11 protein-coding genes are annotated in these 13,964 nt (G+C 62.5%); 10 read left to right on the forward strand and 1 reads right to left on the reverse strand.

Annotated features, from left to right (window positions below; translation table 11 throughout):
- Positions 1-52 precede the first annotated feature (52 nt).
- The 7 genes from dnaK to P5705_RS04555 all read left to right on the forward strand — a co-directional run bounded on the left by dnaK (position 53) and on the right by P5705_RS04555 (position 9,805).
- Positions 53-1,978: a molecular chaperone DnaK gene (dnaK, locus tag P5705_RS04525; protein ID WP_277459742.1), complete on the forward strand. Its 1,926-nt coding sequence runs from the start codon at positions 53-55 to the stop codon at positions 1,976-1,978.
- A 212-nt stretch (positions 1,979-2,190) separates the two neighbouring features.
- Positions 2,191-3,318: a molecular chaperone DnaJ gene (dnaJ, locus tag P5705_RS04530; protein WP_240064622.1), complete on the forward strand. Its 1,128-nt coding sequence runs from the start codon at positions 2,191-2,193 to the stop codon at positions 3,316-3,318.
- A 13-nt stretch (positions 3,319-3,331) separates the two neighbouring features.
- Entirely contained in the window at positions 3,332-4,135 is an 804-nt protein-coding gene (gene dapB, locus P5705_RS04535) for a 4-hydroxy-tetrahydrodipicolinate reductase (RefSeq protein WP_213659521.1), read from the forward strand.
- Positions 4,136-4,443: 308 nt separating this feature from the next.
- Positions 4,444-5,580, forward strand: a complete 1,137-nt coding sequence (gene carA, locus P5705_RS04540; RefSeq protein ID WP_277459743.1) for a glutamine-hydrolyzing carbamoyl-phosphate synthase small subunit — start codon at positions 4,444-4,446, stop codon at positions 5,578-5,580.
- 106 nt (positions 5,581-5,686) lie between these two features.
- Complete coding sequence (gene carB, locus P5705_RS04545; protein WP_277459744.1) at positions 5,687-8,908, forward strand: carbamoyl-phosphate synthase large subunit; 3,222 nt, start codon at positions 5,687-5,689, stop codon at positions 8,906-8,908.
- Positions 8,905-9,387 carry a transcription elongation factor GreA gene (gene greA, locus P5705_RS04550; protein WP_277459745.1) on the forward strand — a complete coding sequence of 161 codons (483 nt, stop codon included), beginning with the start codon at positions 8,905-8,907 and terminating at the stop codon, positions 9,385-9,387. The genes carB and greA overlap by 4 nt, the downstream gene beginning before the upstream one ends.
- Positions 9,365-9,805 (forward strand): MFS transporter, encoded by a 441-nt coding sequence (locus P5705_RS04555; protein ID WP_277459746.1) that lies wholly within the window; start codon positions 9,365-9,367, stop codon positions 9,803-9,805. Before greA ends, P5705_RS04555 begins: the two co-directional genes overlap by 23 nt.
- Before the next feature lie 143 nt (positions 9,806-9,948).
- Here P5705_RS04555 and yhbY read toward each other — a convergent pair whose 3' ends face one another.
- The gene (gene yhbY / locus P5705_RS04560) at positions 9,949-10,257 is read right to left on the reverse strand and encodes a ribosome assembly RNA-binding protein YhbY (RefSeq protein WP_003249945.1); all 309 of its coding nucleotides are present in this window, start codon (positions 10,255-10,257) and stop codon (positions 9,949-9,951) included.
- Positions 10,258-10,359: 102 nt separating this feature from the next.
- Here yhbY and rlmE point away from each other — a divergent pair, with 102 nt between their 5' ends.
- The 3 genes from rlmE to folP all read left to right on the forward strand — a co-directional run bounded on the left by rlmE (position 10,360) and on the right by folP (position 13,957).
- Entirely contained in the window at positions 10,360-10,986 is a 627-nt protein-coding gene (rlmE, locus tag P5705_RS04565) for a 23S rRNA (uridine(2552)-2'-O)-methyltransferase RlmE (protein ID WP_011532133.1), read from the forward strand.
- Positions 10,987-11,189: 203 nt separating this feature from the next.
- Entirely contained in the window at positions 11,190-13,097 is a 1,908-nt protein-coding gene (ftsH, locus tag P5705_RS04570) for an ATP-dependent zinc metalloprotease FtsH (RefSeq protein WP_240064619.1), read from the forward strand.
- Between the two features lie 8 nt (positions 13,098-13,105).
- A complete protein-coding gene (gene folP / locus P5705_RS04575; RefSeq protein WP_277459747.1) occupies positions 13,106-13,957 on the forward strand; it encodes a dihydropteroate synthase in 852 nt (283 codons plus the stop codon).
- Positions 13,958-13,964 lie beyond the last annotated feature (7 nt).

The following is a 13,964-nucleotide window of genomic DNA, read 5'->3' on the forward strand; positions in this document are numbered from 1 at the left end:
CAGTTGGCCAATGTAGCCGCTGCCACCTAATTCAAGTTTCGGGAGAGTAAACATGGGTAAAATCATCGGTATCGACCTGGGGACCACCAACTCCTGCGTCTCCGTGCTGGAAAACGGCACCGCCAAGGTTATCGAGAACGCCGAAGGCGCGCGTACCACCCCTTCGATCATCGCCTACGCCAACGACGGTGAAATCCTGGTCGGCCAGTCGGCCAAGCGCCAGGCGGTCACCAACCCGAAGAACACCCTGTTCGCGGTCAAGCGCCTGATCGGCCGCCGTTTCGAAGAGGAAGTGGTTCAGAAAGACATCAAGATGGTCCCTTACAAGATCGTCAAGGCGGACAACAACGACGCCTGGGTCGAAGTGAACGACCAGAAGATGGCGCCGCCACAGATTTCCGCTGAAATCCTGAAGAAGATGAAGAAAACCGCCGAAGACTACCTCGGCGAGCCAGTGACCGAGGCGGTCATCACCGTTCCGGCCTACTTCAACGACAGCCAGCGCCAGGCTACCAAGGACGCCGGCCGCATCGCGGGCCTTGAAGTCAAGCGGATCATCAACGAGCCGACCGCAGCCGCACTGGCCTATGGCATGGACAAGGCCAAGGGCGACCACACCGTGATCGTCTATGACCTGGGTGGCGGTACCTTCGACGTTTCGGTGATCGAGATCGCCGAAGTCGACGGCGAGCACCAGTTCGAAGTGCTGGCCACCAACGGTGACACCTTCCTGGGTGGTGAAGACTTCGACATGCGCCTGATCGACTACCTCGTCGACGAGTTCAAGAAAGAGTCCGGCATGGACCTGCGCAACGACCCGCTGGCCCTGCAGCGCCTGAAAGAGGCTGCGGAAAAGGCCAAGATCGAGCTGTCGTCCGCCCAGTCGACCGACGTCAACCTGCCGTACATCACTGCAGACGCGACCGGTCCGAAGCACCTGAACGTGAAGATCTCCCGCGCCAAGCTGGAGTCGCTGGTGGAAGACCTGATCCAGCGCACCATCGAGCCTTGCCGCATCGCCCTGAAGGACTCGGGTATTGATGTAAGCAAGATCGATGACGTGATCCTGGTCGGCGGCCAGACCCGCATGCCGCTGGTGCAGAAAACCGTTGCCGATTTCTTCGGCAAGGAAGCGCGCAAGGACGTCAACCCGGACGAAGCCGTCGCCATGGGCGCCGCGATCCAGGGCGCCGTTCTGGCCGGTGACGTGAAGGACGTGCTGCTGCTCGACGTCAGCCCGCTGACCCTGGGTATTGAAACCATGGGCGGCGTGATGACCGCGCTGATCGAGAAGAACACCACCATCCCGACCAAGAAGTCGCAGGTGTTCTCGACCGCCGACGACAACCAGGGCGCCGTGACTATCCACGTGCTGCAGGGCGAGCGCAAGCAAGCTGCGCAGAACAAGTCGCTGGGCAAGTTCGACCTGGCCGATATTCCGCCAGCACCGCGTGGCGTGCCGCAAATCGAAGTGACCTTCGACATCGACGCCAACGGCATCCTGCACGTCGGCGCGAAAGACAAGGCCACCGGCAAGGCTCAGTCGATCGTGATCAAGGCCAACTCCGGCCTGTCCGACGAAGAAGTCGAGCGCATGGTGCGTGACGCCGAGGCCAACGCCGAGGAAGACCGCAAGTTCGAAGAGCTGGCCGCTGCCCGCAACCAGGGTGACGCGCTGGTCCACTCGACCCGCAAGATGGTCGCTGACGCCGGTGACAAGGTCACCGCTGAAGAGAAAACCGCCATCGAAGCGGCCGTGGTTGCCCTGGAAGCCGCCGTCAAGGGCGACGACAAGGCTGCCATCGACGCCAAGGTCGAAGAGCTGTCCAAGGTTTCGGCTCCGGTAGCCCAGAAGATGTATGCCGAGCAAGGCGAGCAGGCTCAGGGCGGCGCCCAGCAGCAGGCCGAGCCGGAAGCCAAGCACGATGACGTGGTTGACGCCGAGTTCGAAGAAGTCAAAGCCGACGACAAGAAGTAAGCGTTGCATGTTGTCGGCCAGTTCATCGCCGTTTGGCGGTGAACTGGTAGGATGTCGCCGCGCGGGGGCTTGCTCCCGCGTTGGCGTGTCTGGAACACGAGAATTATTTACAGCATCTGTCTGGGCGCATTCGCGTATGGCGGCAGGTGCTGGCGGCATGGCGCACAGATGCGCAGAGGTATGCCGAACGCCCCCAAGAGTGCATATGACCTATGGCAAAGCGTGATTTTTATGAGGTCCTGGGTGTCGAGCGCGGCGCCAGCGAAGGCGACCTCAAGAAGGCCTACCGCCGTCTGGCGATGAAGTTCCACCCGGACCGCAACCCGGGCGACAAGGAATCGGAAGACAAATTCAAGGAGGCCAACGAGGCCTACGAAGTGTTGTCCGATGCCAGCAAGCGCGCGGCCTACGACCAGTACGGCCATGCCGGTGTCGACCCGAGCATGGGTGGCGGCGGTGCCGGCTTCGGTGGCGCCAACTTCTCCGACATCTTCGGTGATGTCTTCAGCGATTTCTTCGGCGGTGGCCGTGGCGGTTCGCGCAGCGGCGGCGCCCAGCGCGGCAGCGACCTGCGCTACACCCTCGAGCTGAATCTCGAAGAAGCGGTGCGTGGCACCACGGTCAGCATCCGCGTCCCCACGCTGGTCAACTGCAAGCCGTGCGACGGTTCTGGCGCGAAGAAGGGCTCGACCCCGTCGACCTGCCCGACCTGCGGCGGTATCGGCCAGGTGCGCATGCAGCAGGGCTTCTTCGCTGTGCAGCAGACCTGCCCGCGTTGCCATGGCCAGGGCAAGATCATCACCGACCCATGCACTTCGTGCCATGGCGAAGGCCGTGTCGAAGAGTACAAGACCCTGTCGGTCAAGGTGCCGGCCGGTGTCGACACCGGTGACCGCATCCGCCTGTCCGGCGAGGGCGAGGCGGGCACCCACGGTGGCCCGACCGGCGACCTCTATGTGGTCATCAACGTGCGCGAGCACGATATCTTCCAGCGCGACGGCAAGCACCTGTACTGCGAAGTGCCGATCAGCTACACCGACGCCGCCCTGGGTGGCGAGCTGGAAGTGCCGACCCTCGATGGCCGGGTGAAGCTGAAAATCCCCGAAGGCACCCAGACCGGCAAGCAGTTCCGCCTGCGTGGCAAGGGCGTTGCGCCGGTGCGCGGTGGTGCGGCGGGCGACCTGCTGTGCCGCGTGGCGGTGGAAACCCCGGTCAACCTCAGCCGTCGCCAGCGTGAGCTGCTCGAAGAGCTGCGCGACTCGCTCGAGGGCGACAGCTCCCATTCGCCCAAGGCCAGTGGCTGGTTCGAGGGTGTGAAGCGCTTCTTCGGCGATCTCTGAGAGGGAACAGGCTATGCGACGTATTGCGGTAATGGGCGCGGCTGGGCGGATGGGCAAGACCCTGATCGAAGCCGTGCAGCAAACCCCGGGTGCCGGGCTGACCGCGGCGATCGATCGCCCGGACAGCTCCCTGGTCGGGGCGGATGCCGGTGAGCTGGCGGCGCTGGGGCGGATCGGCGTGCTGCTGTGCGACGATCTGCACAAGGTTGTCGATGAGTTCGACGTGCTGATCGACTTCACCCACCCGTCGGTGACGCTGAAGAACCTGGCGTTCTGCCGCAAGGCCGGCAAGGCGATGATCATCGGCACCACTGGTTTCAGCGTCGAGGAGAAGCAGCTGCTGGCGGAGGCGGGCAAGGAGATCCCGATCGTCTTCGCCGCCAACTTCAGCGTTGGCGTCAACCTCAGTCTCAAATTGCTGGACATGGCGGCCCGCGTGCTGGGTGACGATGTGGACATCGAGATCATCGAGGCCCACCACCGGCACAAGGTCGATGCGCCGTCGGGTACCGCGCTGCGCATGGGCGAAGTGGTCGCCAATGCGCTGGGGCGTGACTTGCAGGAAGTGGCCGTTTACGGCCGCGAGGGCCAGACCGGCGCCCGTGATCGCAAGACCATCGGCTTCGCCACCGTGCGTGCGGGTGATGTGGTCGGTGATCACACCGTGCTGTTCGCCGCCGAAGGCGAGCGCCTGGAGATCACCCATAAGGCGTCGAGCCGCATGACCTTCGCCAAGGGCGCGGTGCGTGCCGCGCTGTGGCTGGATGGGCGCGAGCCTGGCCTGTACGACATGCAGGACGTGCTCGAGCTGCGCTGATTTCAGGGCCTTTGTAGGAGCGGCTTCAGCCGCGATGCAGGCGACGCGGTGGCACCCGCTTCGCGGGTGATCGCGGCTGAAGCCGCTCCTGCAATGGATTGCGCCATTTCCCTCTGTCGCAATCCTGTGTTTTAGAGACACATTCCAGGTAGACCCAAAACGCATTTTTCTGTAAGCTACAGCTTTAGTGTGTCCACTAAAAGCGCGCAGACTAATTCAGCATAAAAGCGGGGTGACGTGTCCATACGTCATTCCGCTTTTTTGCAACCTGCGATCGCCCTTTCAGGCTTGATTTACGGGAGGTCTTCTTGACTAAGCCAGCCATACTCGCCCTTGCTGATGGCAGCATTTTTCGCGGTGAAGCCATTGGAGCCGACGGTCAGACCGTTGGTGAGGTCGTGTTCAATACTGCAATGACCGGCTACCAGGAAATCCTCACAGACCCTTCCTACGCCCAGCAAATCGTTACCCTGACCTACCCGCACATCGGCAATACCGGCACCACCCCGGAAGACGCCGAATCCAATCGCGTCTGGTCCGCCGGCCTGGTCATTCGCGACCTGCCGCTGCTGGCAAGCAACTGGCGTAACACCCAGTCCCTGCCCGACTACCTGAAAGAACACAACGTCGTCGCCATCGCCGGCATCGACACCCGTCGCCTGACCCGCATCCTGCGTGAGAAGGGCGCCCAGAACGGCTGCATCCTGGCCGGTGACAACATCAGTGAAGAGGCCGCCATCGCCGCCGCCCGCGCCTTCCCGGGCCTGAAAGGCATGGACCTGGCCAAGGTCGTCTCCACCAAGGAGCGCTACGAGTGGCGCTCCAGCGTGTGGGAGCTGAAGACCGACAGCCACCCGACCATTGAAGCCGCCGACCTGCCGTACCACGTCGTGGCCTTCGACTACGGCGTCAAGCTGAACATCCTGCGCATGCTGGTCGCCCGTGGCTGCCGCGTCACCGTGGTGCCTGCACAGACCCCGGCCAACGAAGTCCTGGCGCTCAACCCCGACGGCGTGTTCCTGTCCAACGGCCCAGGCGATCCCGAGCCGTGCGACTACGCGATCCAGGCGATCAAAGAGATTCTCGAGACCGAGATCCCGGTGTTCGGCATCTGCCTCGGCCACCAGCTGCTGGCCCTGGCCTCCGGCGCCAAGACCATGAAGATGGGCCACGGCCACCACGGTGCCAACCACCCGGTCCAGGACCTGGACACCGGCGTGGTCATGATCACCAGCCAGAACCACGGTTTCGCCGTCGACGAAGCCACCCTGCCGGGCAATGTCCGCGCCATCCACAAATCGCTGTTCGACGGCACCCTGCAGGGCATCGAGCGCACCGACAAGAGCGCGTTCAGCTTCCAGGGCCACCCTGAAGCGAGCCCAGGCCCGACCGACGTCGCGCCACTGTTCGATCGTTTCATCGATGCCATGGCCAAGCGCCGCTGAGCATCCTGCAGCAAGGCCCCGGGCCGGCAATCGCCGCGCCCGGAAGCGCCTGACCCAGATTGTTCAAGACGGCTTGCCGACTGACCCGCGGATTTGAGTGACAACCATGCCAAAACGTACAGACATCAAAAGCATCCTGATTCTCGGCGCTGGCCCGATCGTGATCGGCCAGGCCTGCGAATTCGACTACTCCGGCGCCCAGGCGTGTAAAGCCCTGCGCGAGGAAGGTTTCCGCGTCATCCTGGTGAACTCCAACCCAGCCACCATCATGACCGACCCGGCCATGGCCGACGCCACCTACATCGAGCCGATCAAGTGGCAGTCGGTGGCCAAGATCATCGAGAAAGAGCGCCCTGACGCGGTGCTGCCGACCATGGGTGGCCAGACCGCGCTGAACTGCGCCCTGGACCTGGAGCGCCACGGCGTCCTGGAAAAGTTCGGCGTGGAGATGATCGGTGCCAACGCCGACACCATCGACAAGGCTGAAGATCGTTCGCGCTTCGACAAGGCGATGAAGGACATTGGCCTGGAGTGCCCGCGCTCCGGTATCGCCCACAGCATGGAAGAGGCCAACGCAGTCCTCGAGAAGCTCGGCTTCCCGTGCATCATCCGCCCGTCGTTCACCATGGGCGGCACTGGCGGTGGTATCGCCTACAACCGTGAAGAATTCGAAGAAATCTGCACCCGTGGCCTGGACCTGTCGCCGACCAAGGAACTGCTGATCGACGAATCGCTGATCGGCTGGAAGGAATACGAGATGGAGGTGGTCCGCGACAAGAAGGACAACTGCATCATCGTCTGCTCGATCGAGAACTTCGACCCGATGGGCGTGCACACCGGTGACTCGATCACCGTGGCTCCGGCACAGACCCTGACCGACAAGGAATACCAGATCATGCGCAACGCCTCGCTGGCGGTGCTGCGTGAAATCGGTGTCGAGACCGGCGGTTCCAACGTGCAGTTCGGTATCTGCCCGAACACCGGCCGCATGGTTGTGATCGAGATGAACCCGCGTGTATCGCGTTCGTCCGCACTGGCATCGAAGGCCACCGGCTTCCCGATCGCCAAGATCGCCGCCAAGCTGGCCATCGGTTACACCCTCGACGAGCTGCAGAACGACATCACCGGCGGCCGCACCCCGGCGTCCTTCGAACCGTCGATCGACTACGTCGTCACCAAGCTGCCACGCTTCGCCTTCGAAAAATTCCCGAAAGCCGACGCCCGCCTGACCACCCAGATGAAATCCGTGGGTGAAGTCATGGCCATCGGCCGTACCTTCCAGGAGTCCCTGCAGAAAGCCCTGCGCGGCCTGGAAGTCGGCGCCTGCGGCCTCGATCCGAAAGTCGACCAGGCCAGCCCTGAAGCCGCCAGCACCCTCAAGCGCGAACTGACCGTGCCGGGTGCCGAGCGTATCTGGTACGTCGCCGACGCCATGCGCTCCGGCATGACTTGCGAAGAAATCTTCGCCCTGACCGGCATCGACATGTGGTTCCTGGTTCAGATGGAAGATCTGATCAAGGAAGAAGAGAAGGTCAAGACCCTGGCCCTGTCGGCGATCGACAAGGACTACATGCTGCGCCTCAAGCGCAAGGGCTTCTCGGACCAGCGCCTGGCCAAGCTGCTGGGTATCACCGACAAGAACCTGCGTCGCCACCGCCACAAGCTGGAAGTGTTCCCGGTGTACAAGCGCGTCGACACCTGCGCCGCCGAGTTCGCCACCGACACCGCCTACCTGTACTCCACCTACGAGGAAGAGTGCGAGGCCAACCCGTCGACCCGCGACAAGATCATGATCCTGGGTGGCGGCCCGAACCGTATCGGCCAAGGCATCGAGTTCGACTACTGCTGCGTGCACGCCGCCCTGGCGCTGCGTGAAGACGGTTACGAGACCATCATGGTCAACTGCAACCCGGAAACCGTCTCCACCGACTACGACACCTCCGACCGCCTGTACTTCGAGCCGCTGACCCTGGAAGACGTGCTGGAAGTCTGCCGTGTCGAGAAGCCGAAAGGCGTCATCGTCCACTACGGCGGCCAGACCCCGCTGAAACTGGCCCGTGCCCTGGAAGAAGCCGGCGTGCCGATCATCGGTACCAGCCCGGACGCCATCGACCGTGCCGAAGACCGTGAGCGCTTCCAGCAGATGGTCCAGCGCCTGAACCTGCTGCAGCCGCCAAACGCCACCGTGCGCAGCGAAGAAGAAGCCATCAGCGCCGCTGGCGGCATCGGCTACCCGCTGGTGGTTCGCCCGTCCTACGTGCTGGGTGGCCGCGCCATGGAGATCGTCTACGAGCTGGACGAGCTCAAGCGCTACCTGCGTGAAGCGGTACAGGTCTCCAACGACAGCCCGGTACTGCTCGACCACTTCCTCAACTGCGCCATCGAGATGGACGTGGATGCGGTCTGCGACGGCACCGATGTGGTGATCGGCGCGATCATGCAACACATTGAGCAGGCTGGTGTTCACTCCGGTGACTCCGCATGCTCGCTGCCACCTTACTCGCTGAGCCAGGAAGTGCAGGACGAAGTCCGCGTCCAGGTCAAGAAGATGGCCCTGGAGTTGGGCGTGGTCGGCCTGATGAACGTGCAGCTGGCCCTGCAGGGCGACAAGATCTACGTGATCGAAGTCAACCCGCGCGCCTCGCGTACCGTGCCGTTCGTCTCCAAGTGCATCGGCACCTCGCTGGCGATGATCGCGGCCCGTGTCATGGCCGGCAAATCGCTGAAAGAGCTGGGCTTCACCCAGGAAATCATCCCGAACTTCTACAGCGTCAAGGAAGCCGTCTTCCCGTTCGCCAAGTTCCCAGGGGTTGACCCGATCCTCGGCCCTGAGATGAAATCCACTGGTGAAGTCATGGGTGTCGGCGACAGCTTCGGTGAAGCCTTCGCCAAGGCCCAGATGGGCGCCAGCGAAGTGCTGCCGACCGGTGGCACCGCATTCATCAGCGTGCGTGACGACGACAAGCCACAAGTGGCTGGCGTTGCCCGCGACCTGATCGCCCTGGGCTTCGAAGTGGTTGCAACGGCAGGCACTGCCAAGGTCATCGAAGCGGCTGGCCTGAAAGTGCGCCGTGTGAACAAGGTGACCGAAGGTCGTCCGCACGTGGTCGACATGATCAAGAACGACGAAGTGTCGCTGATCATCAACACCACCGAAGGCCGCCAGTCGATCGCCGACTCCTACTCGATTCGTCGTAATGCGCTGCAGCACAAGATCTACTGCACGACCACCATTGCGGCGGGTGAAGCCATCTGCGAGGCGTTGAAATTCGGTCCGGAAAAGACCGTTCGTCGCCTGCAGGATCTGCATGCAGGACTCAAAGCATGAGCATTACCAAGTATCCGATGACCGTCCAGGGCGCTCGCGCCCTGGAGGAAGAGCATCTGTTCCTGAGCAAGACCGAGCGTCCGCGCCTGAGCCAGGCGATTGGCGAAGCGCGCGAGCTGGGCGACCTCAAGGAGAACGCCGAGTACCACGCCGCCCGCGAAGAGCAGGGCATGGTCGAGGCGCGCATCCGCGATATCGAAGGCCGTCTGCAGAACTCGGTGGTGATCGACGTCACCACCATCGCCCACACCGGCAAGGTGATTTTCGGCACCACCGTGGTGCTGGCCAACACTGAAACCGATGAAAAGGTGACCTACCAGATCGTCGGTGAAGACGAAGCCGACGTTAAGCAGGGCAAGCTCTCGAGCGGTGCGCCAATTGCCCGTGCCATCATCGGCAAGGAAGAAGGTGATACGGTTGTCGTCAAGACGCCAAGCGGCACGGTCGAGTACGAGATTGTCGAAGTCAAGCACATCTGACCGGCGCCTGCGGGCGCCATCCCTCGAGGGGATCCTCTGGCAGCTGGCCCAGGTGTTCTGGGTCGGTGGCCTGTGGGTGTTCCATGTGGGGCTGGTGCCGGCGCTCAAGGTGAGCGGCCTTGCGCCGTTGCTGGTGCATGACGTGGCCGCGCAGATCGACCGTTGGTTGATCGGCGTGGCGATGCTCGGGCTGATCACCCAGCTGGCGGTATTGGCGAGGGTAGACGGCCTGGCGGCCTGGTGGCGGCAATTCCGCGGGCAGATGCTGTTGCTCGGTTTCGCGGCCTGCGTCAGCTACTACACGCTACGCTACGGGATTTCCGTGGGCGAGCGTTGGCAGATGTTCTGTTTCCTGGTGCTGGGCTTTTCCGGCATCGTGCTGGTGGCCCAGCCGGTCCCGGTCAGGGCGCGTCGGTAACCAGTTCAAGATCGCCGGGGCCGCTTTGCGGCCCTTTCGCGGCACAAGGCCGCTCCTACAGGGATCGCGTTGCGCCGAGGTCGGTGCAATCCCTGTGGGAGCGGCCTTGTGTCGCGATGGGCTGCGCAGCAGCCCTGCTACCGTTACTTGTAACGGTGGATGTTGGACAGCTGCTTGTTCGGCTGCGGGTTCTTGCGGTAGATCAGCGCTTTCTTGCCGATGGTCTGCACCAGCTCGGCGCGGCCAGCCTTGCACAGTTCGGCGATGGTCTCGGCGCGCTCTTCGCGATCTTCCGAACGAATCTCGACCTTGATCAGCTCGTGGTCGACCAGGGCGCGTTCCAGCTCGGCGATCACGCCTTCATTCAAACCGTTGCCAGCAACGATCAGGACCGGCTTCAGGTCATGACCAATGGACTTGTATTGCTTCTTCTGCTCGTTATTGAGCGGCATAATCTGACCCTTTTCGTCTGATTCTGTAAAATTGACGGGCATTTTACCCGAGGGCCTGTGGCTCCGCCCAGTCAAACACGACGCATATCATCGAGGTGCCCCGTGGTACAACGTTCCAAAAGCAGCGCAAACTGGCTGCGAGAACATTTCAACGATCCTTTCGTCAAGCAGGCGCAGAAGGATGGCTACCGCTCGCGCGCGAGCTACAAGCTGCTGGAGATCCAGGAAAAAGACCGCCTGATCCGCCCTGGCATGAGTGTGATCGACCTCGGCGCCGCGCCGGGTGGCTGGTCGCAGGTGACCAGTCGTCTGATCGGCGGCCAGGGCCGGCTGATCGCCTCGGACATCCTGGAAATGGACTCGATTCCCGATGTTACCTTCATCCAGGGCGACTTCACCCAGGACGAAGTGCTTCAGCAGATCCTGCAGGCGGTCGGTGATTCACATGTGGACCTTGTGATTTCCGACATGGCCCCCAATATGAGTGGTACGCCCGCGGTGGACATGCCGCGCGCCATGTTCCTCTGTGAGCTGGCCCTGGATCTGGCAACCCGCGTGCTCAAGCCTGGCGGGGATTTCCTGATCAAGATTTTCCAGGGCGAAGGTTTCGACATGTACCTGAAGGACGTGCGCAGCAAGTTCGACAAGGTGCAAATGCGCAAGCCGTCGTCCTCGCGGGACCGTTCCCGTGAACAGTACCTGTTGGGCAAGGGGTTCAAAGGCGCGTGAGCGGCGTTATGCGGGGGCTCCGATAGTTAAAACCAATCGGTCACCCCGTCTGGATCGTCCGAACTTCGTGTAGTCTAGCTTTCACAAAGGGTTACAGACGGTGCCTGCGGATGCGTGGGTAATGTAGTAAGTTAGGGCGATGAATATCATGCGAGGCACGGCTGCGTCGTGCGCCGGCCTCAGAGGGTAGCGAATTGAACGACATGGCAAAGAATCTGATCCTCTGGTTGATCATCGCCGCCGTCCTGGTGACGGTGATGAACAACTTCTCCAGCCCTAACGAGCCGCAGACCCTCAACTATTCCGACTTCATCCAGCAGGTCAAGGATGGCAAGGTCGAGCGCGTGACCGTCGACGGCTACATCATTACCGGCAAGCGCACCGACGGCGACAACTTCAAGACCGTGCGCCCGGCCATCACCGACAATGGCCTGATCGGCGACCTGGTCGACAACCACGTTACCGTCGAGGGCAAGCAGCCTGAGCAGCAGAGCATCTGGACTCAACTGCTGGTAGCCAGCTTCCCGATCCTCGTGATCATCGCCGTGTTCATGTTCTTCATGCGCCAGATGCAGGGCGGTGCCGGCGGCAAGGGCGGCCCGATGAGCTTCGGCAAGAGCAAGGCGCGGCTGCTCTCCGAAGACCAGGTCAAAACCACCCTGGCCGACGTTGCTGGTTGCGACGAAGCCAAGGAAGAGGTCGGCGAGCTGGTCGAGTTCCTGCGTGACCCGGGCAAGTTCCAGCGTCTGGGTGGTCGCATCCCGCGCGGCGTGCTGATGGTCGGCCCGCCCGGTACCGGTAAAACCCTGCTGGCCAAAGCCATTGCCGGTGAAGCCAAGGTGCCGTTCTTCACCATTTCCGGTTCCGACTTCGTCGAGATGTTCGTCGGCGTGGGTGCCAGCCGTGTTCGCGACATGTTCGAACAGGCCAAGAAGCACGCGCCGTGCATCATCTTCATCGACGAGATCGACGCCGTGGGTCGCCACCGTGGCGCCGGCATGGGCGGTGGTCACGATGAGCGCGAACAGACCCTGAACCAATTGCTGGTCGAGATGGATGGTTTCGAGATGAACGATGGCATCATCGTCATCGCCGCCACCAACCGTCCCGACGTGCTCGACCCGGCGCTGCTGCGCCCCGGTCGCTTCGACCGCCAGGTGGTGGTTGGTTTGCCGGACATTCGCGGTCGCGAGCAGATTCTCAAGGTGCACATGCGCAAGGTGCCGGTTGGCGAGAACGTCAACGCCGCGGTCATTGCCCGTGGTACGCCGGGCTTCTCCGGTGCCGACCTGGCCAACCTGGTCAACGAAGCCTCGCTGTTCGCTGCGCGCTCCAGCAAGCGTGTGGTCGAGATGAAGGAGTTCGAGCTGGCCAAGGACAAGATCATGATGGGCGCCGAGCGCAAGACCATGGTCATGTCCGAGAAAGAGAAGCAGAACACCGCCTATCACGAAGCCGGTCACGCCATCGTTGGTCGTGTGGTGCCCGAGCATGACCCGGTGTACAAGGTCTCGATCATTCCGCGTGGCCGTGCCCTGGGTGTGACCATGTTCCTGCCCGAAGAAGATCGCTACAGCCTCTCCAAGCGAGCGCTGATCAGCCAGATCTGCTCGCTGTATGGTGGTCGTATCGCCGAAGAAATGACCTTGGGCTTTGACGGTGTCACCACCGGCGCTTCCAACGACATCATGCGTGCCAGCCAGATTGCTCGAAACATGGTCACCAAGTGGGGCCTGTCAGAGAAGCTCGGCCCGCTGATGTATGCCGAAGAAGAGGGTGAGGTGTTCCTGGGTCGCAGCGCGGGCAGCCAGCATGCCAGCGTTTCGGGCGAGACCGCCAAGCTGATCGACTCGGAAGTGCGCAGCATCATCGACCAGTGCTATGCGACGGCCAAGCAGATCCTGACTGAAAACCGCGACAAGCTCGATGCCATGGCCGAGGCCCTGATGAAGTACGAAACCATCGATGCCGACCAGATCGACGACATCATGGCGGGCCGTACGCCACGCGAGCCGCGTGACTGGGACAACGATGCCGGCACATCCGGCAACCAGGCCTCCCAGGGTGACCGTCCGGAATCGCCGATCGGCGGCCCAGCGGCTCAACACTAAGGGTTTCTATGACCTCACAGCTGTACCCGACCCGGTTGCCTTGCGGCAACCGGGTTCTTGATTTGTCCCGTACCCATGTCATGGGTATTCTCAATATCACCCCTGATTCCTTCTCCGATGGCGGGCGCTTCAGCCAGCGCGACGAAGCGTTGCGACATGCCGAGGCGATGGTGGCGGCCGGTGCGACATTGATCGATGTCGGGGGGGAGTCCACTCGCCCTGGTGCTCGGGCCGTTTCGCCCACCGAGGAACTGGAGCGGGTCGCACCCATCGTCGAGGCTTTGAATGCTCGGCTGGACGTGGTCATTTCCGTCGACACCTCGACACCTTCGGTCATGCGCGAATCGGCCCGTCTCGGCGCAGGCCTGATCAATGACGTGCGTGCCCTGGAGCGTGACGGTGCCCTTGGCGCCGCGGCTGACACCGGCCTGCCCGTTTGCCTGATGCATATGCGCGGGGAGCCGGGTAACATGCAGGACAACCCGCATTACGAAAACGTGACCGCCGATGTGGGGCGCTACCTCGAGCAGCGCATGGCCGCCTGCGCGGCGGCTGGCATCGGCGCTGAACGCATCATCCTCGACCCGGGTTTCGGGTTTGCCAAGACGCTTGAGCACAACCTCAGTCTGTTCAAGCACATGGAGGCGCTATACCGCCTCGGGCGCCCGCTATTGGTGGGGGTGTCGCGCAAGAGCATGATCGGCCTCACGCTGGACCGGCCAGTGGGCGAGCGGCTTTACGGCAGCCTCGCGCTGGCGGCTTTGGCGATGACCAAGGGTGCGAGCATCCTGCGTGTGCACGATGTGGCCGAAACCGTCGATGTGGTGCGTATGATCGCCGCCGTGCAGGGCGCCGAATAAGAACATT

The organism is Pseudomonas entomophila, from assembly GCF_029478665.1.
Classification (GTDB): domain Bacteria; phylum Pseudomonadota; class Gammaproteobacteria; order Pseudomonadales; family Pseudomonadaceae; genus Aquipseudomonas; species Aquipseudomonas entomophila_F.